Genomic DNA, 18,289 nt, shown 5'->3' with positions numbered 1-18,289 from the left:
CCGGGCGGAATTAACCGCCGAGGTAGGCGTTACGCACGCGCTCGTCGTCCAGCAGTTCCTTGGCCGGACCGCTCATGCTGATCTTGCCGCTTTCCATCACGTAGCCGCGCTGCGATACCTGCAGCGCCAGCTTGGCGTTCTGTTCCACCAGCAGCATGGTCACACCTTCGGCGGCCACCATCTGGATGATCTCGAAGATCTTTTCCACGATCAGCGGCGCCAGACCCATCGACGGCTCGTCCAGCAGCAGCAGCTTTGGCTTGGAGATGATGGCACGGCCCATCGCCACCATCTGCTGTTCGCCACCGGACAGGGTGCCGGCCAGCTGCTTGTAACGCTCTTTCAAGCGTGGAAACAGCTCGTAAACGTGGGCAATATCACGGGCAATACCGTCTCTGTCGTTACGATAGTAGCCACCCATTTGCAGATTTTCTTCCACCGTCAGCTTGGCGAACACTCCACGCCCTTCCGGCACCATCACCAGACCGTTACGCACGAAATCGTGGGTGGCGATGCTGGTGGTGTCCTTGCCATCGAAGTTGATGCTGCCGCCGGCGATCTTGACCATGCCGACCAGGGTTTTCAGCGTGGTGGTCTTGCCGGCGCCGTTGGCACCGATCAGGGTCACCAGCTCGCCCTTGTTGATATGGAAGTCGATACCCTTGACGGCCTGAATGCCGCCGTAGGAAACCTGCAGGTTCTTGACGTCTAGAATGCTCATTCGTGTGCCACTCCCAGATAAGCCTCGATCACTTTCGGATCTTTACGTACCACTTCGGGCACACCTTCTGCAATTTTCTTGCCATAGTCGAGTACGGCGATACGGTCGCACAGACCCATCATCAGCTTCACGTCGTGTTCGATCAGCAGTACGGTGACACCACCGTCACGGATCTTTTCCATCAATGCCTTCAGCGATTCGGTCTCGCTCGGGTTCATGCCGGCGGCCGGTTCGTCCAGTGCCAGCAGCTTCGGCTCGGTGGCCAGCGCGCGGGCGATTTCCAGACGACGTTGGTGGCCGTAGGACAGGTTCTTGGCACGCTCATGGGCGACATCCTCGATGCCGACATAGCGCAGCAGCTCCCAGGCCTTGGCCTCGATCGCGGCCTCCTCGTCGCGGGTGGCCTTGTTGCGCAGCACCGCGCCCAGCGCGTTGGCACGGGAGCGGATGTGGCGGCCGACCATCACGTTTTCCAGCGCCGTCATCTCGTGGAACAGACGGATGTTCTGGAAGGTACGGGCGATGCCACTTTTCACCACCACATGCGGTGGCGCACGGAACAGGTCGCAGCCATCAAAGGTGAAGCTGCCTTCGTCCGGGGTATACAGGCCGGTCAGCACGTTGAACATGGTGGTCTTGCCGGCGCCGTTGGGGCCGATCAGGCCGTAAATCTCGCCCTTGTTGATGTGCAGGCTGACATTACTCAGTGCGTGAAGGCCGCCAAAGCGTTTGTTGATGCCTTCTATTTTCAGCAAAACTTCAGACATGGCTTAACCTTTCTTCGCATCTTTGAATTCAGCCGCACGACGCTTGGACGGCCACATGCCTTCCGGACGGACCAGCATCATCACCACCATCGCTACGCCGAACAGCAGCATGCGTGCGTTTTCAGGGTCAACCAGCATCTTGCCGAATGCCTTCATCTGCAGCGGGCCGATCACGTCACGCAGGATCTCCGGCGCAATGGTCAGCACCACGGCGCCCAGGATCACGCCCGGGATATGGCCCATGCCGCCCAGTACCACCATGGCCAGAATCATGATCGACTCCAGCAAGCCGAACGATTCCGGCGAGATGAAGCCCTGGAAAGTCGCGAACAGGCCACCGGCTACACCACCAGACAGTGCGCCCAGTGCAAAGGCCAGCAGCTTGATGTTGCGGATGTTGAGACCCATCGCTGCTGCGGCGATCGAGTCTTCACGCATCGCCACCCAGGCACGGCCGATACGGGAGTGCTGCAGGCGGTAGACCATGATCACCACCACCACGGTCAGGAACAGGAATACGTAGTAGTACATGTGCACCGGGTTCAGGTTGAAGCCGAACACCTCAATGGCCTTGCCCAGTGATACACCGCCAACCTGGATCGGGTCGATCAGGTTGATGCCCTGCGGCCCGTTGGTAATGTTCACCGGGGCGTTCAGGTTGTTCATGAAGATACGGATGATTTCACCGAAGCCCAGCGTCACGATCGCCAGGTAGTCGCCCTTCAGCTTCAGCACCGGGGTGCCCAGCAGCAGGCCGAACATCGCGGCCAGACCGGCCCCCAGCGGAATCGAGATGTAGAACGGCAGGTGGATGTCGAAGTGCGGCGACCCCAGCAAGGCAAAGGAGTAGGCACCGACGGCATAGAAGGCGATGAAGCCCAGGTCCAGCAGACCGGCAAAGCCGACCACGATGTTCAGGCCCAGCGCCAGCATCACGTACAGCAAGGCGAAGTCGATGGTGCGCACCCAGGAGTTGCCCAGGGTACTGCCGACCACGAATGGCAGCACGGCCAGCACGATGGCGGAGGCAATAAACACCGCCAGTTTTTTGTTGGTATCCATAGTCATGCTCACTTGTCTCTCCCTGTTAGGCGCGATCGGCCATTTTCTCGCCCAGCAGGCCAGAAGGACGGAAGATCAGAACGACGATCAGCACAGCGAAGGCAAAGATGTCCTGATAGTGCGAACCCAGGAAACCGCCGGTCAGGTCACCAATATAGCCGGCGCCCAGACTTTCGATAATGCCCAGCAGGATGCCACCGGCCACGGCACCACCCAGGTTGCCGATACCACCCAGCACCGCGGCGGTAAACGCCTTCAGGCCGATCATGAAGCCCATGTAGTAGTGCGCCTGGTCATAGTTGGTGGCAACCATCACGCCGGCGATGGCACCCAGCGCCGAGCCGATCACGAAGGTCGCGGAGATGATGGTGTTGACGTTGACACCCATCAGGCTGGCGACCGCAGGATTCTGGCTGGTGGCGCGCATGGCGCGGCCCAGCTTGGTCTTCTCGACCACGACCAGCAGGCCAACCATGATCAGCAGGCACAGGGCAACGATACCCAGTTGCAGCTTGGTGATGGTAGCGCCGAAGATCTCGATGGTTTCGTGATCCAGGATGGCCGGGAACGGGATGTAGTTACGGCCCCAGATCAGGATGGCCACCTGTTGCAGCACGATGGAGAGGCCGATGGCGGTGATAAGCGGTGCCAGGCGTTGTGCACCACGCAGCGGGCGGTATGCCACACGTTCGATGGCGTAGCCCAGCAACATGCAGGCGGGGATGGCGACCAGCAGGCCGACCAGCACCAGCATCGGGCCGGGCAGGCCGACACCGGCATTCATCAGGGAAGTAACGACGGTGATGGTAACCATGGCGCCGAACATCACGACTTCGCCGTGGGCGAAGTTGATGAGGCCCATGATCCCGTACACCATGGTGTAACCAAGTGCGATCAGGGCATAAATGCTGCCCAGCACGAGGCCGTTCAGGATCTGTTGCAGAAAAATGTCCACGGTGGGATCTCCTAAGGATGATTGTCCCGACGATTTATACGGGGTTTGCCCTCTTTTACCGTCTTCTGTGCAAGTGTCGGCAGCTGGATTTCTGCCCGACAAGCCGAGCGGATTATGATAGCGTATCCAATCGACTGTCAATCTTAAAAACTTGAGAAATACGGGTTTTTCATGATTTTTTTCAACCAATTCAAGTATTTGATTTTATTGAACAAAACAAGGAAAAATCTTGACTGCGGCACAATGTTGCGTTGCAACCAAAGGTGCTTTTTGATGTTCTTTTCCGAGCGGACAAGTTTTAAAAATTATCCTTTATCTTCACAATCGAACAATCATTGTTTTAATTCGAACGGCAAATTCATCACCAACTCGCCAAATTCGCGCAAAAAGAAAAAACCGATTATGGATACAATCGATTTTATTTGTTTTTGCACTCACACAACGAAAAAGCCATCTGCGACATGATCGCAAATGGCTTTTATGCAATTGATGTTCCCGTACGGGTTTGATTAAACCAACTGGAAAGGATAAACCGAGCCCAGATCCAGGATGCCGGTCAGTTCATCCAGTGCGGTACGGCACTCCAGCAACAGCTGCGGGTCGCCCAGATCGGCCGGTGCGATACGATCACGATAATGCTTCCCCACCCAAGCATTGAGTGTGCCAAACAGCGCATCATTCATCATCACCTTCGGGTTCACTGCAGCGATCTCACGCCCGGACAGTGCCACACGCAGACGCAGGCAGGCCGGGCCGCCACCATTCTGCATGCTCTGCTTCAGGTCGAACACACGCACCTCGTCGATCGGGCCGCCCGAGCTGCTCATCTTCTGCAAGTAGGTCCACACGCGCTCGATGTTGCGGCACTCTTCCGGCACCACGATGATCATCTTGCCGTCCGGCTTGGACAGCAGCTGGCTGTTGAACAGGTAGCTCTTCACCGCCTCTTCAACGCTGACTTCCGCCAGCGGGACTTCAATGGCGATGAAGTTGCCGCCGGCCGCGGCCAGCTTGCGGTCCAGCTCGGCCAGCACCTCGGCCTGATGCAGGAAGGACTTCTCGTGGTGGAACAGCACGTTGCGGTTACCGACCGAGATCACGTCGTTGTGGAACACGCCGGCGTCGATGGTATCCGGATCCTGCTGCGCGTAGACCACACCCTCTTCCTTCAGGCCATGCAGGCGGGCAATCGCCTGGCTGGCTTCCAGCATCTGGCGTGCCGGGAAGCGTGCCGGCTTCGGATAGCGGCCGTCGAAGGCCGCGGCACCGAACACGAAGAACTCCACGCCGGCGCCATCGTATTCGTGGCAGAAGCGGGTATGGTTGGCCGCACCTTCGTCGCCGAAGTGCATCTGCGCCGGCAGCGCTTCATGTACCGCAAAGCACGACTCGTCGGCGAACATCGCCTGCAGGATGCGACGGGTGGTCGGATGCTCGATGGAGCGGTGGAACTTGTTGTTCAGGTTGGCCGGCGTGAAGTGCACGCGACCGTCGGCGGTGTCACCGGACGGGCTGACGGTGGCCGCGTTGGCGGTCCACATGCACGACGCCGAAGTGGCAGCCGCCAGAATGGCCGGCGCCTCTTTCGCGGCGCGGGCAATTACCTGCGCATCGGTTCCGCCAAAGCCCAGCAGGCGCAGCGAGGCCACATCCGGACGCTCGTGCGGGGCCAGCACGCCCTGCTTGAAGCCGAGGTCGTGCAGTGCCTTCATCTTGGCCAGGCCCTGTTTGGCGGCCAGACGCGGGTTGGAGGCGGCATTCTGGTTGCCGGTGGAGGCGACGTTGCCGTAGGACAGGCCGCTGTAGTTGTGCGTCGGGCCTACCAGGCCGTCGAAGTTCACTTCAAAAGCGTTGCTCACAGTACGATCCCCGGAGAAAGTTGAGACGGAACGGTCAGGCTGTCGCATTCCAGCGACGCGACCGGCCACGCGCAGTAGTCGGCGGCGTAATAGGCACTAGGACGGTGATTGCCGGAGGCGCCGATGCCACCAAATGGTGCAGCGCTGGAGGCGCCGGTCAGCGGCTTGTTCCAGTTCACTACCCCGGCACGGCTTTCCAGCAGGTACTGCTCGTACTGGCCGCGATCGTCGGACAGCACGCCGCCGGCCAGGCCGAAGCGGGTGTCGTTGGCCAGTTCGATGGCCTCATCAAAATCACGGTAGCGGATGATCTGCAGCAGCGGGCCGAAGAACTCGTCGTCCGGACGCTGCGCGTGGGTGGTGTCGATGATGCCCGGCGACAGGATGGCGCCGACCTCGGACAAGCGCTTCATCTCCAGCAGCACCTTGCCGCCACTTGCGGCCAACGTTGCCTGCGCCGCCAGCAGCGCATCGGCGGCGGCATTGGAAATCACCGAACCCATGAACGGCTGCGGTTCGTCGTTGTAGAGACCAACCTTAAGGTTGGCCGCAACCTGGACCAGGCGCGCAATGAAGGCATCGCCGGCGGCACCCTCCGCCACCAGCAGGCGGCGGGCGCAAGTGCAACGCTGGCCGGCGGAGACGAAGGCGGACTGGATCACGTGATGCACGGCGGCGTCGACATCGGCAACATTGCCGACGATCAGCGGATTGTTGCCGCCCATTTCCAGCGCCAGGATTTTCTCCGGGCGGCCGGCGAAATTCTTGTGCAGCAGGTTGCCGGTGCCGGAACTGCCGGTAAAGAACAGGCCGTCGATACCGTCGTGATTGGCCAGCGCGATGCCGGTTTCCTTGGCACCCTGAGTCAGGTTGATCACCCCTGCCGGCAGGCCGGCCTCGTGCCACAGGCGCACGGTTTCCTGCGCCGTCCACGGTGTCAGCTCGGACGGCTTGAAGATCACGGTGTTACCCGCGATCAGCGCCGGCACGATATGGCCATTCGGCAGGTGGCCGGGGAAGTTGTACGGCCCGAACACCGCCACCACGCCGTGCGGCTTGTGGCGCAATACCGCCTGTGCGTCGCCCATCGGCGCGGCGCGTTCGCCGGTGCGCTCGTTATAGGCTTTGATCGAGATCTCGACCTTGTTCACCATGGCGGTGACCTCGGTCTGCGCTTCCCACATCGGCTTGCCGGTTTCCTTGGCGATGATCTCCGCCAGCACGGCCTTGTTGCTGTTCAGCAGTTCGCCGAAGCGGCGGATGACGGCCAGACGCTCGTCCAGCGCGGTGCGTGCCCAGCCCTTGAACGCGGCGCGCGCGGCGCGCACGGCGGCGTCGACCTGCTGCGCATCGGCGGCCTGGCCTTGCCAGATCAAGATGCCGGTGGCCGGATTGTTCTTGTTCAGCTGCTCGCCGCTACCGGACAACCAGCTGCCGTTGATGAATTGCGTTGCCATTTATGCAGTCTCCTTCGGCGACAGTGCCACCACGCGCACCACATCGCCCTGCTTGATATTCAGTGTTGACGCCTGTTCCGCGCTCAGCGTGACGCTGTCCGCGCCCGGCGCCAGCTCGGCCAGCAGCACGCGGAAACCGTCGAAGCCGGTGTTGGACACCAGATAGAAGCCGGTCGCACCGGTCGCGCTGTCGCCAACGTTGGCCGCAAGCAGGCGGCTGTCGCGCACCGCGCGGATGTCGCGGGTGTAGGCCTGTACCGTCGGACCGGCGTCGAAGATGTCGACGTAGCCTTCGTAGCGGAAGCCTTCGCTGTGCAGCATCGCCACTGCCGGGCGGGTGTTGTCGTGGGTCTGGCCGATCACCGCCTGCGCGTCCTGTGGCAGGAAGTCGATGTAGACCGGGAATTTCGGCATCAGCTCGGCGACGAAAGCCTTCTGTCCGACGCCGGTCAGGTAGTCGGCCTGTGCGAATTCCATTGAGAAGAAGTGGCGACCGAGCGCTTCCCAGAACGGCGAGTTGCCGGCGGCGTCGGATACGCCGCGCATCTCTGCCACCACCACCTTGCCGAACATTTCCGGGAACTGCGCCAGGAACAGGAAGCGGCTCTTGGACAGCAGGCCACCGTTCTTGTTGACGCGGAAATCCGGGTGCAGGAACAGCGTGCACAGCTCGGAGTAGCCGGTGTGGTCGTTGGACAGGAACAGCGTTTCGTGACGGGTGTAGACGTCCAGCTCTTCCGAGGCATGGACGATGGTACCGACACGGTAGTTGTACCACGGCTCTTTCAGGCCGACCGCCGCTTCCAGCGCGCAGATGCCGCCGACACGGCCGCTGGCGGTGTCTTCCAGCACGAACACATAGCCGCGTTCGGCCAGATCGGCCTCGCCACTGAAGCTCTTCTCGGAGCGAGCGATACGGGCGCTAAGGCGCTCTTCGTTCACCGGCAACGAGGTCAGACCCACGCCGGCGCTGCGCGCCAGCTCCATCAGGCCGTCCAGGTCGGACGCCTTGACCGGGCGAATCACCATCATGCTGCAACCCTCCCTTGTTCTGCTTGCAATAGCGGCGCGACACAGGCGATCTGGCCGCTGGCGAGCGACAGCGCGCGCGCGGTATCCGGTGTGATGAACAGCACGTCGTCCACCAGGCTGGCGTGAGCCTGCGCCAGCGCGAACTGGTCGCTGCGATGGTTGGAAATCACCATCTCTTCGGCGCCTTCCGGCAGCACCGGCGCCACCTCGACCTGCGCCCGCTGCTGCTGGCGCAGACTGAACAGCTGGTCGACCTCGGCGGTCAGCACCGCGCCGCCGTCAAAGATGTCGATGTAGTTGTCGGCCTCGAAACCTTCGCGGCTGAGGATGTTGAACGGACGCTCGAAATCGGGGTGGATCTGGCCGATGGCGTTTTGCGCCTGATCCGGCAGCAGCGGCACGTAGATCGGGTAGGTCGGCATCAGTTCGGCGATAAAGGTCTTGCTGCGCTGGGCGAAGGCCTGCTCCACCTGCGGAAAGTCCATATTGAAGAAGCGGCGACCGATGGCGTCCCAGAACGGCGACTGTGCGTTGGCGTCGAGAATGCCCTGCATCTCGACCAGAATGCGGCGGCCGAAACGCTCGCGCGCGGCCGCCATATAGAGGAGTCGGGCACGTGACAGCAATTCCAGCGCGCGCAGCGACAGGTTGGGCCGGCAGTAGAAACCGAGCAGCTGCACCATGCCGGTCAGATCGTGGCACATGTTCAGCACGTGGATGCGGTTGTTCACCTTCAGTGCGCGCGAGGCGTGCACCATGGTTTCGCTGCGGTAGCTGTAGAACGGCTCTTCAAAGCCGGCGGAGGCGCTGATCGACGCGGTGCCGACCACCTGGCCATCGTCTTCCAGCACGAACATATAGTATTCGCGGCCGGTGCCGGCCACGGCCTCGTGCTCGAAGGCGCCGAGCGAGGTCTGGATTTTTTCGTAGAGCTTTTCCCGATTGTTCGGCAAGCTGGTGACGCCAATCCCGCTGTCCACCGCCATTGTTTCAATGACGGGCAGATCGGAAATGCGTACTGGACGCACGATCAACATGGTTACTTCTCCCTCGTGGCGTTCCGGAACCGGGCGCAGCAAGCCCCGCTCCGCTGCCGTAGCGGCAGCGGAGTTCCCCAGAATGCGGATTTAATTAGGTTCCGGAAACGGAAATCAGGTACGGTTGGCGGCAACCAGTTCGGCGATGGCGGCATCGAAACGTGCCAGACCCTCGTCGATGTCTTTGTCTTCGATCACCAGCGACGGCGCAAAGCGCACCACCGACAGGCCGGCGACCAGCACCATCAGCTGTTTGGCTTCGGCGGCTTTCAGGAATTCACGGGCGCGGCCGGCAAACTCGTCGGACACCACGGCGCCGATCAGCAGGCCCATGCCGCGGATTTCCTTGAACACGTTGTACTTGGCATTGATCGCGTTCAGGCCGTCGACGAAACGCTGATGCTTGGCGCGCACGCCGGCCAGCACTTCCGGACGGCTGACGATCTCGATCACTTTTTTGGCCACCGCCGATGCCAGCGGGTTGCCGCCGTAGGTGGTGCCGTGGGTGCCGACGCCAAAGCTCTTGGCAATGGCAGTGGTAGTCAGGATGGCACCGGCAGGGAAACCGCCGCCCAGGCCCTTGGCTGATGACAGGATGTCCGGCGTTACACCATAAGCCTGATAGGCATACAGGGTGCCGCAGCGGCCGACACCGGTCTGCACTTCGTCGAATACCAGCAGCGCATTGTGCTGGTTGCACAGCTCGCGCGCGGCATTCAGATAGGCCTGGGTAGCCGGCAGCACACCGCCCTCACCCTGTACCGGCTCGATCACCACCGCGCTGGTCTTGCCGGAAATGGCGGCCTTCAGTGCGTCGATATCGTTGAAGGGCACGTGGGTGATGCCGGCCGGGTTCGGGCCGAAGCCTTCGGTGTACTTCGGCTGACCGCCGACGTTGACGGTAAACACGGTGCGACCATGGAAGGAGTTGGTGCAGGAGATGATCTCGTGCTTGTCGGCACCGTAGTGATCGGCAGCATACTTGCGTGCCAGCTTGAATGCGGCCTCGTTGGCCTCGGCACCGGAGTTGCACAGGAACACGCGCTCGGCAAAGGTGGTTTCGGTCAGCAGCGTAGCCAGCTCCAGCGCCGGCTCGTTGGTGAACACGTTGGACAGGTGCCAGACCTTGTTGGCCTGTTCGGTCAACGCAGCAACCAGCTCCGGATGGCAGTGCCCCAGCGAATTAACCGCAATGCCGCCAGCAAAATCGATGAACTCACGATCTTGCTGATCCCATACGCGGGAGCCGGCAGCCCGGACCGGGATGAAACCTGCCGGCGCGTAGTTCGGGACCATGACCTGATCAAAGGTATTGCGGGTAACGTTGGTGCTCATTGAGATAGTTCCTTATTGCAATCTGTACTGGATTTATTGTGTGAACAGCGTCTGCCGACGATTCTAATCCAATCATGGAAACAGGCCATATCCTCTTTGCGACATCCACTTACACATTTCCCTGAAATGTCCAACAATGTGCAAGCGCAATAAAATCAGTTAAAATCATACAGTTAGTGAAATTCTTACAAATAGGCGCCGGTTTTTTCCGGAATTTCACCGTACCCGCCACGGCCGCCGCTCCGCCGGCGCCACCTGCGTGCTTGACTCGCGTCATGGGCAGGGGCGCCAAGTTTGCCGACACTTCGGTTTTGTACCAAATCAGGATATCCCCGCATGTCGCTTCACCCCGTATTGCAAAGGTTGGCCTCCACCCCCCACCGCACTGCATTCCTGCCCGGCCTGTTCGCCGCACTGCTGTTACTGGCGGTATGGAGCAGCGAACTGCTGATGCGCCAGCAAGGAGCCAGCCTGCATCGTGAACTCAGCCCGATGCAGGCGCACGCAGCACTGATGCTGTATGGCCTGTTCCCGTTCTTCATGACCGGTTTCATCCTCACCGCGGCACCACGCTGGCTGAATGCCGCGGCACCGGCTCGCTGGCGCTGTGTACTGATTCCGCTCCTGCTGTTTGCCGCCCTGCTTTGCGCGCTGGCAGCGGTGCCCGGATCACACTACTGGCTGGCCGCCGCCGCGCTGCTGTGGCTGGTAGCGCTGGCACTACTGGCACAGACCATGCAGCAACTGCTGCATCAAAGCGCCGTTACCGACCGCCTGCACGCACAGACGGTACTGGCTGCACTACTGGCCGGATGCTGCGGTCTGGTGGCGATGCTGTACTGGCTGCTGACCGGCGAGGCCGCAGCATGGTGGTGGATGCGCAATCTGGCACTGTGGGGCTTCCTGCTGCCGGTCTTCCTCGCCGTCAGCCATCGCATGCTGCCATTCTTTACCCAGAGCGTGATTCCGCAATACCAGATATGGCGACCGCGCTGGCTGCTACTGGCACTGGTCGGCGGCAGCTGGCTGTACGGCCTGCTCGCCATTGCGCAGCTGCCGCTGTGGCCGGCCAGCCTGCTGCTATGCGGCATCAGCACTGCCTGCCTCTATCGCTGGCAGTCATGGCGCAGTCGCAGCGTGCCGTTGCTGGCCATGCTGCACCTCGCCTTTGCCTGGCTGCCACTGGCCTTCCTGCTGCTGACACTGGCCGGTTTCGGCCTGGTGTCATCGCTGGCCGGGCTGCATGCGGTAACGGTCGGTTTCTTCATTACCATGCTGGTCGGCTTTGCCTCGCGGGTAATGCTGGGCCACGCCGGCCATCCGTTGCAGGCCAGCCGCGGCCTGTGGTGGCTGTACCTGCTGCTGCACGGCGTGGCACTGCTGCGTGTCAGTGCCGACCTGCTGCCGGCATTCGCCCTGCGCGGCTATGTGCTGGCCGCACTGAGCCTGCTGGTAGGACTGCTCGGCTGGGCCTGGTTCGGCCTGCCGCTGCTGGCACGAAAACGTGCCGACGGCAAACCGGGCTAAGGCTGTCAAGGCAAGCCCCAAGGCCGGCCTGCGCAAGGGGACTCCTCGCATTTGAAAGCACTGCGCCAAACGCCGAAACCGCCACCCGGCTCTGTTTCGGCGCCTCCCCGCCCGCAGGGGCAATGGCCGCGCCGGACGACATCCCGGCCATTTGGCTGTTATCACGCCCTGCCGATGGCACGAATCCGGCAGGATTACAAGTTCCCCCACTCAAAATTGCGCCAAAAGCGGCGGCATGAATTGAAAATACCTCTTCCGGCCGACTTTGCAAATGCAGCAACACAGGGTACATTCCGCGGATACAGACAGAAATGATTATCAGATGAATCATGCCCGCAATACCATCACGGCCGAACAGCTACTGGAGGTCATCGAACGACAGCGTATCGGTGCCGAATATCAGCCAATCAAGGCGGCCCATACCCTGGAAACCGTAGGCTACGAAGCACTGGCCCGTTTTTACAGCGCAACGCATCAGCCGCTGCCGCCACAGGCGGTATTCGACACGCTGCACGATTCACCGGTTACGCTGATACAGGTCGAGCTGATGAGCAAACGCTGGCAGGTCGAGCACGCGCCACGCCACGGCATGCTGTTCCTCAATCTCGACCCGCACGCCGTTGGCGGGCTGTCACTGACGACACCGGAACACCCGCTGCTCGACCTGCTGCAGGAGCCGCAGCGTACCGTGATCGAACTGATCGAAAACACCAATGTGCAGGAGGCGGATCACAGCATGCTGCTGGCGGAACTGCTGGCACAGCGCGGCATCCGCACCGCTCTGGACGACATCGGCGGACCGGCAACGATGGTATCGATCCCCATCCTGTGCACGGTGGACATCTACAAGTTCGACCGCCAGTGGCTGCGGCAACTGCAGCAGCCATGCCAATTGCGCATGCTGCAGATGCTGCTGGCGTTTGCCCGTGCCGAAGGCAAGCAGACAGTACTGGAAGGCGTCGAAAGCGAGGCCGACCTGCGCCAGGCACAGGCACTGGGTGTCGACTTCGTGCAGGGCTATCTGTTCCGTTCCGAGTTCATCAACCGGAACGCGCTCTGAAACAGCTTGCCCAAGGTTGGCCGCAACGTTGCGGCCAACCTTGGGCAGCAAAGACCGGTCGCAACCGGCTCAGGCACGCTTCAGCTTGAGCTTGCCCGTCAGCCAGGTATGGTCATAGCTGACGATTTCGTAGGGATTACCGAACGGATCAACAAACGGCACCGAGCAGAAGAAGCCATGATCATGCACCGAGTCACGGGCGATGGTCTGCCCGTCGCGGCTCATCACCCGCTCCACCGCCAGCCGGTCCAGCCACTCCAGAAAATCGTGACCACTGACCCCGAACGCCACCGCACCGGTTGGCACGATGGTCGCCTCGTCCTGGCTTAACGCCAGCCGCACGCTGGCACTGGGATTGGTCAGCATCAACACCCCGTGCGGACCATCCTGCAGATGCCTGTAGCGCACATCCGGCACCATGCCCAGCACCCGCTGGTACCAGTCCAGCGCCTTGACTGCATCATTTACCTTGATGTGCAGATGGTCAATCTTGGCCAGCGTCAGCATGCATACCCCAAAATAATAAATTCACGATGTAGTTATGATCAGCCACGGTTTTTCAGCAAGGGTGCCAGATAACGCCCGGTGTGGCTGCCGGGGTTGGCCGCAACATCTTCCGGTGTGCCGGTGGCGATGATCTGGCCGCCGCCGGCACCACCTTCCGGCCCTAGGTCGATCAGCCAGTCCGCGGTTTTGATTACGTCCAGATTATGCTCGATCACCACCACAGTATTACCGTTCTCGCGCAAGCGGTACAACACGCTCAGCAATAGCTCGATATCGTGAAAGTGCAGGCCGGTGGTCGGTTCATCCAGAATATACAAGGTGCGGCCGGTATCGCGCTTGGATAACTCCAGCCCCAGCTTCACCCGCTGCGCCTCGCCGCCGGACAAGGTAGTGGCGCTCTGCCCCAGGCGGATGTAGCCCAGGCCGACGTCCATCAGCGTATTCAGTTTGCGTGCCACGGCGGGCACCGCGCTGAAGAATTCCTGCGCCTGCTCCACCGTCATTTCCAGCACTTCGGTAATGTTCTTGCCCTTGTACTGCACTTCCAGCGTTTCGCGGTTGTAACGCTTGCCGTGGCACACGTCGCACGGCACGTACACGTCCGGCAGGAAGTGCATTTCCACCTTGATCACGCCGTCACCCTGGCAGGCTTCGCAGCGGCCGCCCTTGACGTTGAAGGAGAAGCGCCCCGGTCCATAGCCACGCTCGCGCGACAGCGGCACGCCGGCGAACAGCTCGCGGATCGGCGTGAACAGGCCGGTATAGGTGGCCGGGTTGGAGCGCGGCGTGCGGCCGATCGGGCTCTGGTCGACGTTGATCACCTTGTCCAGCTGCTCCAGGCCGCTGATATCGCGGTACGGCGACGGCTGCTCACTGGCACCGTTCAGGTCGCGGGCGGCGATCTTGTACAGCGTGTCGTTGATCAGCGTCGACTTGCCGGAACCGGAGACACCGGTGACGCACACCAGCATGCCCAGCGGCAGCTGCAGCGTCACGTCCTTCAGATTGTTGCCGCTGACGCCGGCCAGATGCAGCAGGCGCTCGGGATTGACCTCGCGCCGGCTCGCCGGTACCGCGATGCCGCGGCGGCCGGACAGATAAGCGCCGGTCACCGATTTTTCGCTGGCGGCGACCTCGGCCGGCGTGCCGGCCACCAGCACCTCGCCACCGTGTTCGCCGGCACCCGGCCCCATGTCGACCAGGTAGTCGGCGGCGCGGATGGCGTCTTCGTCGTGCTCGACCACGATCACGCTGTTGCCCAGGTCGCGCAGTCGCCGCAGCGTCGCCAACAGGCGGTCGTTGTCGCGCTGGTGCAGGCCGATCGACGGCTCGTCCAGCACGTACATCACGCCGGTCAGGCCGGAGCCGATCTGGCTGGCCAGCCGGATGCGCTGCGCTTCGCCGCCGGACAGGGTGTCGGCGGAGCGCGCCAGACACAGGTAGTCGAGACCGACGTTATTCAGGAAGGACACGCGGTCGCTGATTTCCTTGACGATCTTTTCCGCCACCGCCTGCTTCTGGCCGGAGAACTGCAGCCCGCCGAAGAAGGCCGAGGCATCCTTCAGCGCCATCTGGTTGATCTGGTGCAGCGTCTTGCGGCCGATGTAGATATGGCGCGCCTCCAGCCGCAGGCGCGAACCGCCGCAGCTCGGGCAGCACTGGTTGTTCTGGTACTTGGCCAGCTCCTCGCGCACGGTACTGGAATCGGTCTCGCGATAGCGGCGTTCCAGGTTGGGGATGATGCCTTCGAAGGCGTGCGCGCGCTGGAATTTGGTGCCGCGCTCGGACACATAGGTGAACTCGATTTCCTCGCGTCCGGAGCCGTGCAGCACCACCTTCTGCACTTCGTCCGGCAGATCCTCGAACGCGGTCTCCAGCGAGAAGCCGTAGTGCTCGGCCAGTGCCAACAGCATCTGGAAGTAGAACTGGTTGCGCTTGTCCCAACCCTTGATCGCGCCGGCGGCCAGGGTCAGCTCCGGATGCGCCACCACCCGTGACGGGTCGAAATAGGTGATCTCGCCGAGACCGTCGCACTTGGGGCAGGCGCCCATCGGATTGTTGAACGAGAACAGGCGCGGCTCCAGCTCCGGCAGGCTGTAGCTGCACACCGGGCAGGCGAACTTGGCGGAGAACCAGTGCTCCTTGCCGCTATCCATTTCCACCGCGATGGCGCGGCCTTCGGCGTGGCGCAATGCGGTCTCGAAGCTTTCCGCCAGCCGCTGCTGCATGTCGGCGCGCACCTTGACGCGGTCGATCACCACCTCCACCGAGTGCTTCTTGTTCTTGTCCAGCTTCGGCACCGCGTCCAGCTCGTACACTTCGCCGTCGACGCGCACGCGCACGAAGCCCTGCGCGCGCAGATCCTCGAACAGCTCGACGTTCTCGCCCTTGCGGCCAACGATGACCGGCGCCAGGATCATGATCCGTGTCTCTTCCGGCAGTGCCAGCACGTGGTCGACCATCTGGCTGACGGTCTGCGACGCCAGCGCCACGTCGTGCTCCGGGCAGTGCGGATCGCCGACGCGGGCGTACAAGAGGCGCAGGTAGTCGTGGATCTCGGTGACGGTGCCCACGGTGGAGCGCGGGTTGTGGCTGGTGGCCTTCTGCTCGATGGAGATCGCCGGGCTCAGGCCCTCGATCAGGTCGACATCGGGCTTTTCCATCAGCTGCAGGAACTGCCGCGCGTAGGCCGACAGGCTCTCGACGTAACGGCGCTGCCCCTCGGCATACAGCGTGTCGAAGGCCAGCGACGACTTGCCGGAGCCGGACAAGCCGGTAATCACCACCAGCTGGTGGCGTGGCAGGTCAAGATTGATGTTCTTCAGATTGTGCGTACGTGCGCCGCGAATGCGGATGGAATCCATGCCTGTCTCACCGTCGGTCGGGGAACCTGCTACTATACCGGACTTGCGCGCAGCCGCTCCATAGCACGATGGATTTCCTGACAGAGAAATCCGCTGCCGCTGCCCGCCCACTGTGACGACGCCCTCCAACACCCGTACCGATGACTGCACTTGAGCTACGCGCCAGCCTTGGCCTGGCCGGAATCTACGCCCTGCGCATGCTGGGCATGTTCCTTATCCTCCCCGTCTTTGCGCTCTACGCCGAAACCCTGCACGGCGCCGACAACCACACCCTGATCGGCATCGCGCTGGGCAGCTACGGCCTGGTGCAGGCGCTGCTGCAGCTGCCGCTGGGCATGCTGTCCGACAAGGTTGGCCGCAAGAAGATCATCTACGGCGGCCTGCTGCTGTTCGCCGCCGGCAGCTTCATCGCCGCCGGCGCCGACGATATCATGATGCTGACCGTGGGTCGCATCATCCAGGGCGCCGGCGCCATCTCGGCGGTGATCACCGCCCTGCTTGCCGACCTCACCCGCGAAGAAGTACGCACCCGCGCCATGGCCATCATCGGCATGAGCATCGGCACCACCTTTGCCGTCAGCCTGGTGCTGGGGCCGCTGCTGGCCAAATATATCGGTGTGAACGGCATCTTCGTGCTCACCGGCGTGCTGTCGCTACTGGCGCTGCTGGGCGTGTGGCGCATCATTCCCGACCCGGTACACTCCAGCTTCCACTCCGACACCGGCACCAACACCGCGCGCCTGCCGGCGGTGCTGCGCAACCGCGAATTGCAGCGGCTCAACTTCGGCATCTTCGCGCTGCACGCGGCGCAGATGGCGATGTTCGTCACCATCCCGTTCGCACTGACCAGCACCGGCGACCTCGACAAGTCGCAGCACTGGCTGGTGTACCTGCCGGTGGTGGTCGCCGGCTTCGTGCTGATGGTGCCGGCGATCATCTACGGCGAGAAAAAGGCCAGGCTGAAGCAGGTGTTCGTCGCTGCCGTGGCGCTGATGACCACCGCGCAGATCGGTATGGCGCTGGCGCTGTCCAGCTTCTGGCTGATCGTGCTGTGGCTGGCGCTGTACTTCGTCGCCTTCAACATCCTGGAAGCCACGCTGCCGTCGCTGATCTCGAAAATAGCCCCGGCCGATGCCAAGGGAACCGCAATCGGCGTGTATAATACCGCCCAATCTTTCGGCCTGTTTGCCGGTGCCGTTGCCGGCGGCTGGCTGTACAGCCACCACGGCGCGCTGGGCGTGTTTGCCTTCACCAGCGTACTGATGCTGGCCTGGCTGCTGCTGTCGCTGACCATGACGCCACCCAAGGCGGTGAAGAGCCAGATGTTCCACATCGGCGAGCACTGGCAGGGCGATGCCGACGCGCTGTCGCGGCAGCTGGCCAGCCAGCGCGGCGTCAGCGAAGTGGTGGTGTTGCTCGGCGAACGGGTGGCCTACCTGAAGGTCTCCCAGCAAGACTGGGACGAAGCCGCGGTCAAGCAGCTGATCCAGGCAACGTACTGAGTGGCCGCACCGCCGTCACCTCAGCCCGTGACGGCACCGAATCCCTCCTTGAACTGAAATGAAACGGAGCCCCAATGAACAGCATTACTTTTGATGGCCGTCTGGCCGCCGACGCCGAACTGCGTTACACCCCGAGCGGCGAAGCCGTACTCAGCTTCCGCGTAGCCAGCGACATCGGCTTTGGTGAGCGCAAGACCACCAACTGGTTCAGCTGCCAAGTATGGGGCAAGCGTGGCGAATCACTGAAGAACTACCTCGGCAAGGGCCAGCAGGTGACCGTCTACGGCCAGCTGACGCTGCGCGAATGGCAGGACAAGGAAGGCCAGAAGCGCGTATCGCCGGACGTGCGCGTCAATGAGATCAGCCTGCAAGGCGGCAAGCGCGACGGCGGCATGGGCGGCGCGGACGAAGACTACAGCTACGGTGGCGGCACCCAGCGCTACGACGCCCCGGCCGCGGCACCCGCCGCCGCCCCGGCGGCCCCCCGTCGCATGGAGCCGAAACCGGCCCCGAAAATGGACGACATGGACGACGACATCCCGTTCTAGTGTAGTGCTGCGTTCTTGATGGAACTTGAAATCAGCTTGAAACCCGCATGGATATT

The 18,289-nt window shown here is 62.1% G+C and carries 15 protein-coding genes; 4 read left to right on the top strand and 11 right to left on the bottom strand.

What is annotated here, in order from left to right:
• Positions 1 to 10 precede the first annotated feature (10 nt).
• The 9 genes from IE083_RS11810 to IE083_RS11770 form a co-directional block, all read right to left on the bottom strand.
• A complete protein-coding gene (locus IE083_RS11810; protein WP_189353802.1) occupies positions 11 to 721 on the bottom strand; it encodes an ABC transporter ATP-binding protein in 711 nt (236 codons plus the stop codon).
• Entirely contained in the window at positions 718 to 1,488 is a 771-nt protein-coding gene (locus IE083_RS11805) for an ABC transporter ATP-binding protein (protein ID WP_189353801.1), read from the bottom strand. The genes IE083_RS11810 and IE083_RS11805 overlap by 4 nt, the downstream gene beginning before the upstream one ends.
• 3 nt (positions 1,489 to 1,491) lie before the next feature.
• Positions 1,492 to 2,556, bottom strand: a complete 1,065-nt coding sequence (locus IE083_RS11800) for an ABC transporter permease subunit (protein WP_229799732.1) — start codon at positions 2,554 to 2,556, stop codon at positions 1,492 to 1,494.
• A gap of 19 nt (positions 2,557 to 2,575) precedes the next feature.
• The gene (locus tag IE083_RS11795) at positions 2,576 to 3,505 is read right to left on the bottom strand and encodes a branched-chain amino acid ABC transporter permease (RefSeq protein ID WP_189353800.1); all 930 of its coding nucleotides are present in this window, start codon (positions 3,503 to 3,505) and stop codon (positions 2,576 to 2,578) included.
• 509 nt (positions 3,506 to 4,014) lie between these two features.
• The gene (gene astB / locus IE083_RS11790; protein ID WP_229799729.1) at positions 4,015 to 5,364 is read right to left on the bottom strand and encodes an N-succinylarginine dihydrolase; all 1,350 of its coding nucleotides are present in this window, start codon (positions 5,362 to 5,364) and stop codon (positions 4,015 to 4,017) included.
• Positions 5,361 to 6,821, bottom strand: a complete 1,461-nt coding sequence (gene astD / locus IE083_RS11785; protein WP_189353798.1) for a succinylglutamate-semialdehyde dehydrogenase — start codon at positions 6,819 to 6,821, stop codon at positions 5,361 to 5,363. Before astD ends, astB begins: the two co-directional genes overlap by 4 nt.
• Positions 6,822 to 7,853 (bottom strand): arginine N-succinyltransferase, encoded by a 1,032-nt coding sequence (gene astA, locus IE083_RS11780; protein ID WP_189353797.1) that lies wholly within the window; start codon positions 7,851 to 7,853, stop codon positions 6,822 to 6,824. It abuts the gene before it with no gap.
• On the bottom strand, positions 7,850 to 8,890 hold the full coding sequence (astA, locus tag IE083_RS11775; RefSeq protein WP_189353796.1) for an arginine N-succinyltransferase: 1,041 nt from the start codon (positions 8,888 to 8,890) through the stop codon (positions 7,850 to 7,852). Before astA (IE083_RS11775) ends, astA (IE083_RS11780) begins: the two co-directional genes overlap by 4 nt.
• Positions 8,891 to 9,004: 114 nt before the next feature.
• On the bottom strand, positions 9,005 to 10,225 hold the full coding sequence (locus IE083_RS11770; protein ID WP_189353795.1) for an aspartate aminotransferase family protein: 1,221 nt from the start codon (positions 10,223 to 10,225) through the stop codon (positions 9,005 to 9,007).
• Between the two features lie 336 nt (positions 10,226 to 10,561).
• Between IE083_RS11770 and IE083_RS11765 the strand changes: the two genes are divergently transcribed.
• Both IE083_RS11765 and IE083_RS11760 read left to right on the top strand, forming a co-directional pair.
• Positions 10,562 to 11,752 (top strand): NnrS family protein, encoded by a 1,191-nt coding sequence (locus IE083_RS11765; protein ID WP_189353794.1) that lies wholly within the window; start codon positions 10,562 to 10,564, stop codon positions 11,750 to 11,752.
• 322 nt (positions 11,753 to 12,074) lie between these two features.
• Entirely contained in the window at positions 12,075 to 12,812 is a 738-nt protein-coding gene (locus IE083_RS11760; RefSeq protein ID WP_189353793.1) for an EAL domain-containing protein, read from the top strand.
• Positions 12,813 to 12,881: 69 nt separating this feature from the next.
• On the opposite strand, the gene IE083_RS11755 is transcribed toward IE083_RS11760, so the two are convergent.
• Positions 12,882 to 13,319 carry a VOC family protein gene (locus IE083_RS11755; RefSeq protein WP_189353792.1) on the bottom strand — a complete coding sequence of 146 codons (438 nt, stop codon included), beginning with the start codon at positions 13,317 to 13,319 and terminating at the stop codon, positions 12,882 to 12,884.
• Between the two features lie 38 nt (positions 13,320 to 13,357).
• Positions 13,358 to 16,183 (bottom strand): excinuclease ABC subunit UvrA, encoded by a 2,826-nt coding sequence (uvrA, locus tag IE083_RS11750; RefSeq protein WP_189353791.1) that lies wholly within the window; start codon positions 16,181 to 16,183, stop codon positions 13,358 to 13,360.
• 140 nt (positions 16,184 to 16,323) lie between these two features.
• Here uvrA and IE083_RS11745 point away from each other — a divergent pair, with 140 nt between their 5' ends.
• Complete coding sequence (locus IE083_RS11745) at positions 16,324 to 17,685, top strand: MFS transporter (RefSeq protein WP_189353790.1); 1,362 nt, start codon at positions 16,324 to 16,326, stop codon at positions 17,683 to 17,685.
• 74 nt (positions 17,686 to 17,759) lie between these two features.
• Positions 17,760 to 18,233, top strand: coding sequence for a single-stranded DNA-binding protein (locus IE083_RS11740; protein ID WP_189353789.1), 474 nt, complete (start codon positions 17,760 to 17,762; stop codon positions 18,231 to 18,233).
• Positions 18,234 to 18,289: the final 56 nt, after the last annotated feature.

The sequence above is a fragment of the Vogesella fluminis genome, assembly GCF_014652335.1.
In the GTDB taxonomy this organism is placed as follows: domain Bacteria; phylum Pseudomonadota; class Gammaproteobacteria; order Burkholderiales; family Chromobacteriaceae; genus Vogesella; species Vogesella fluminis.
Note: the sequence above shows the minus strand (reverse complement) of the source record. Positions and strands in the feature narration are given on the sequence as shown.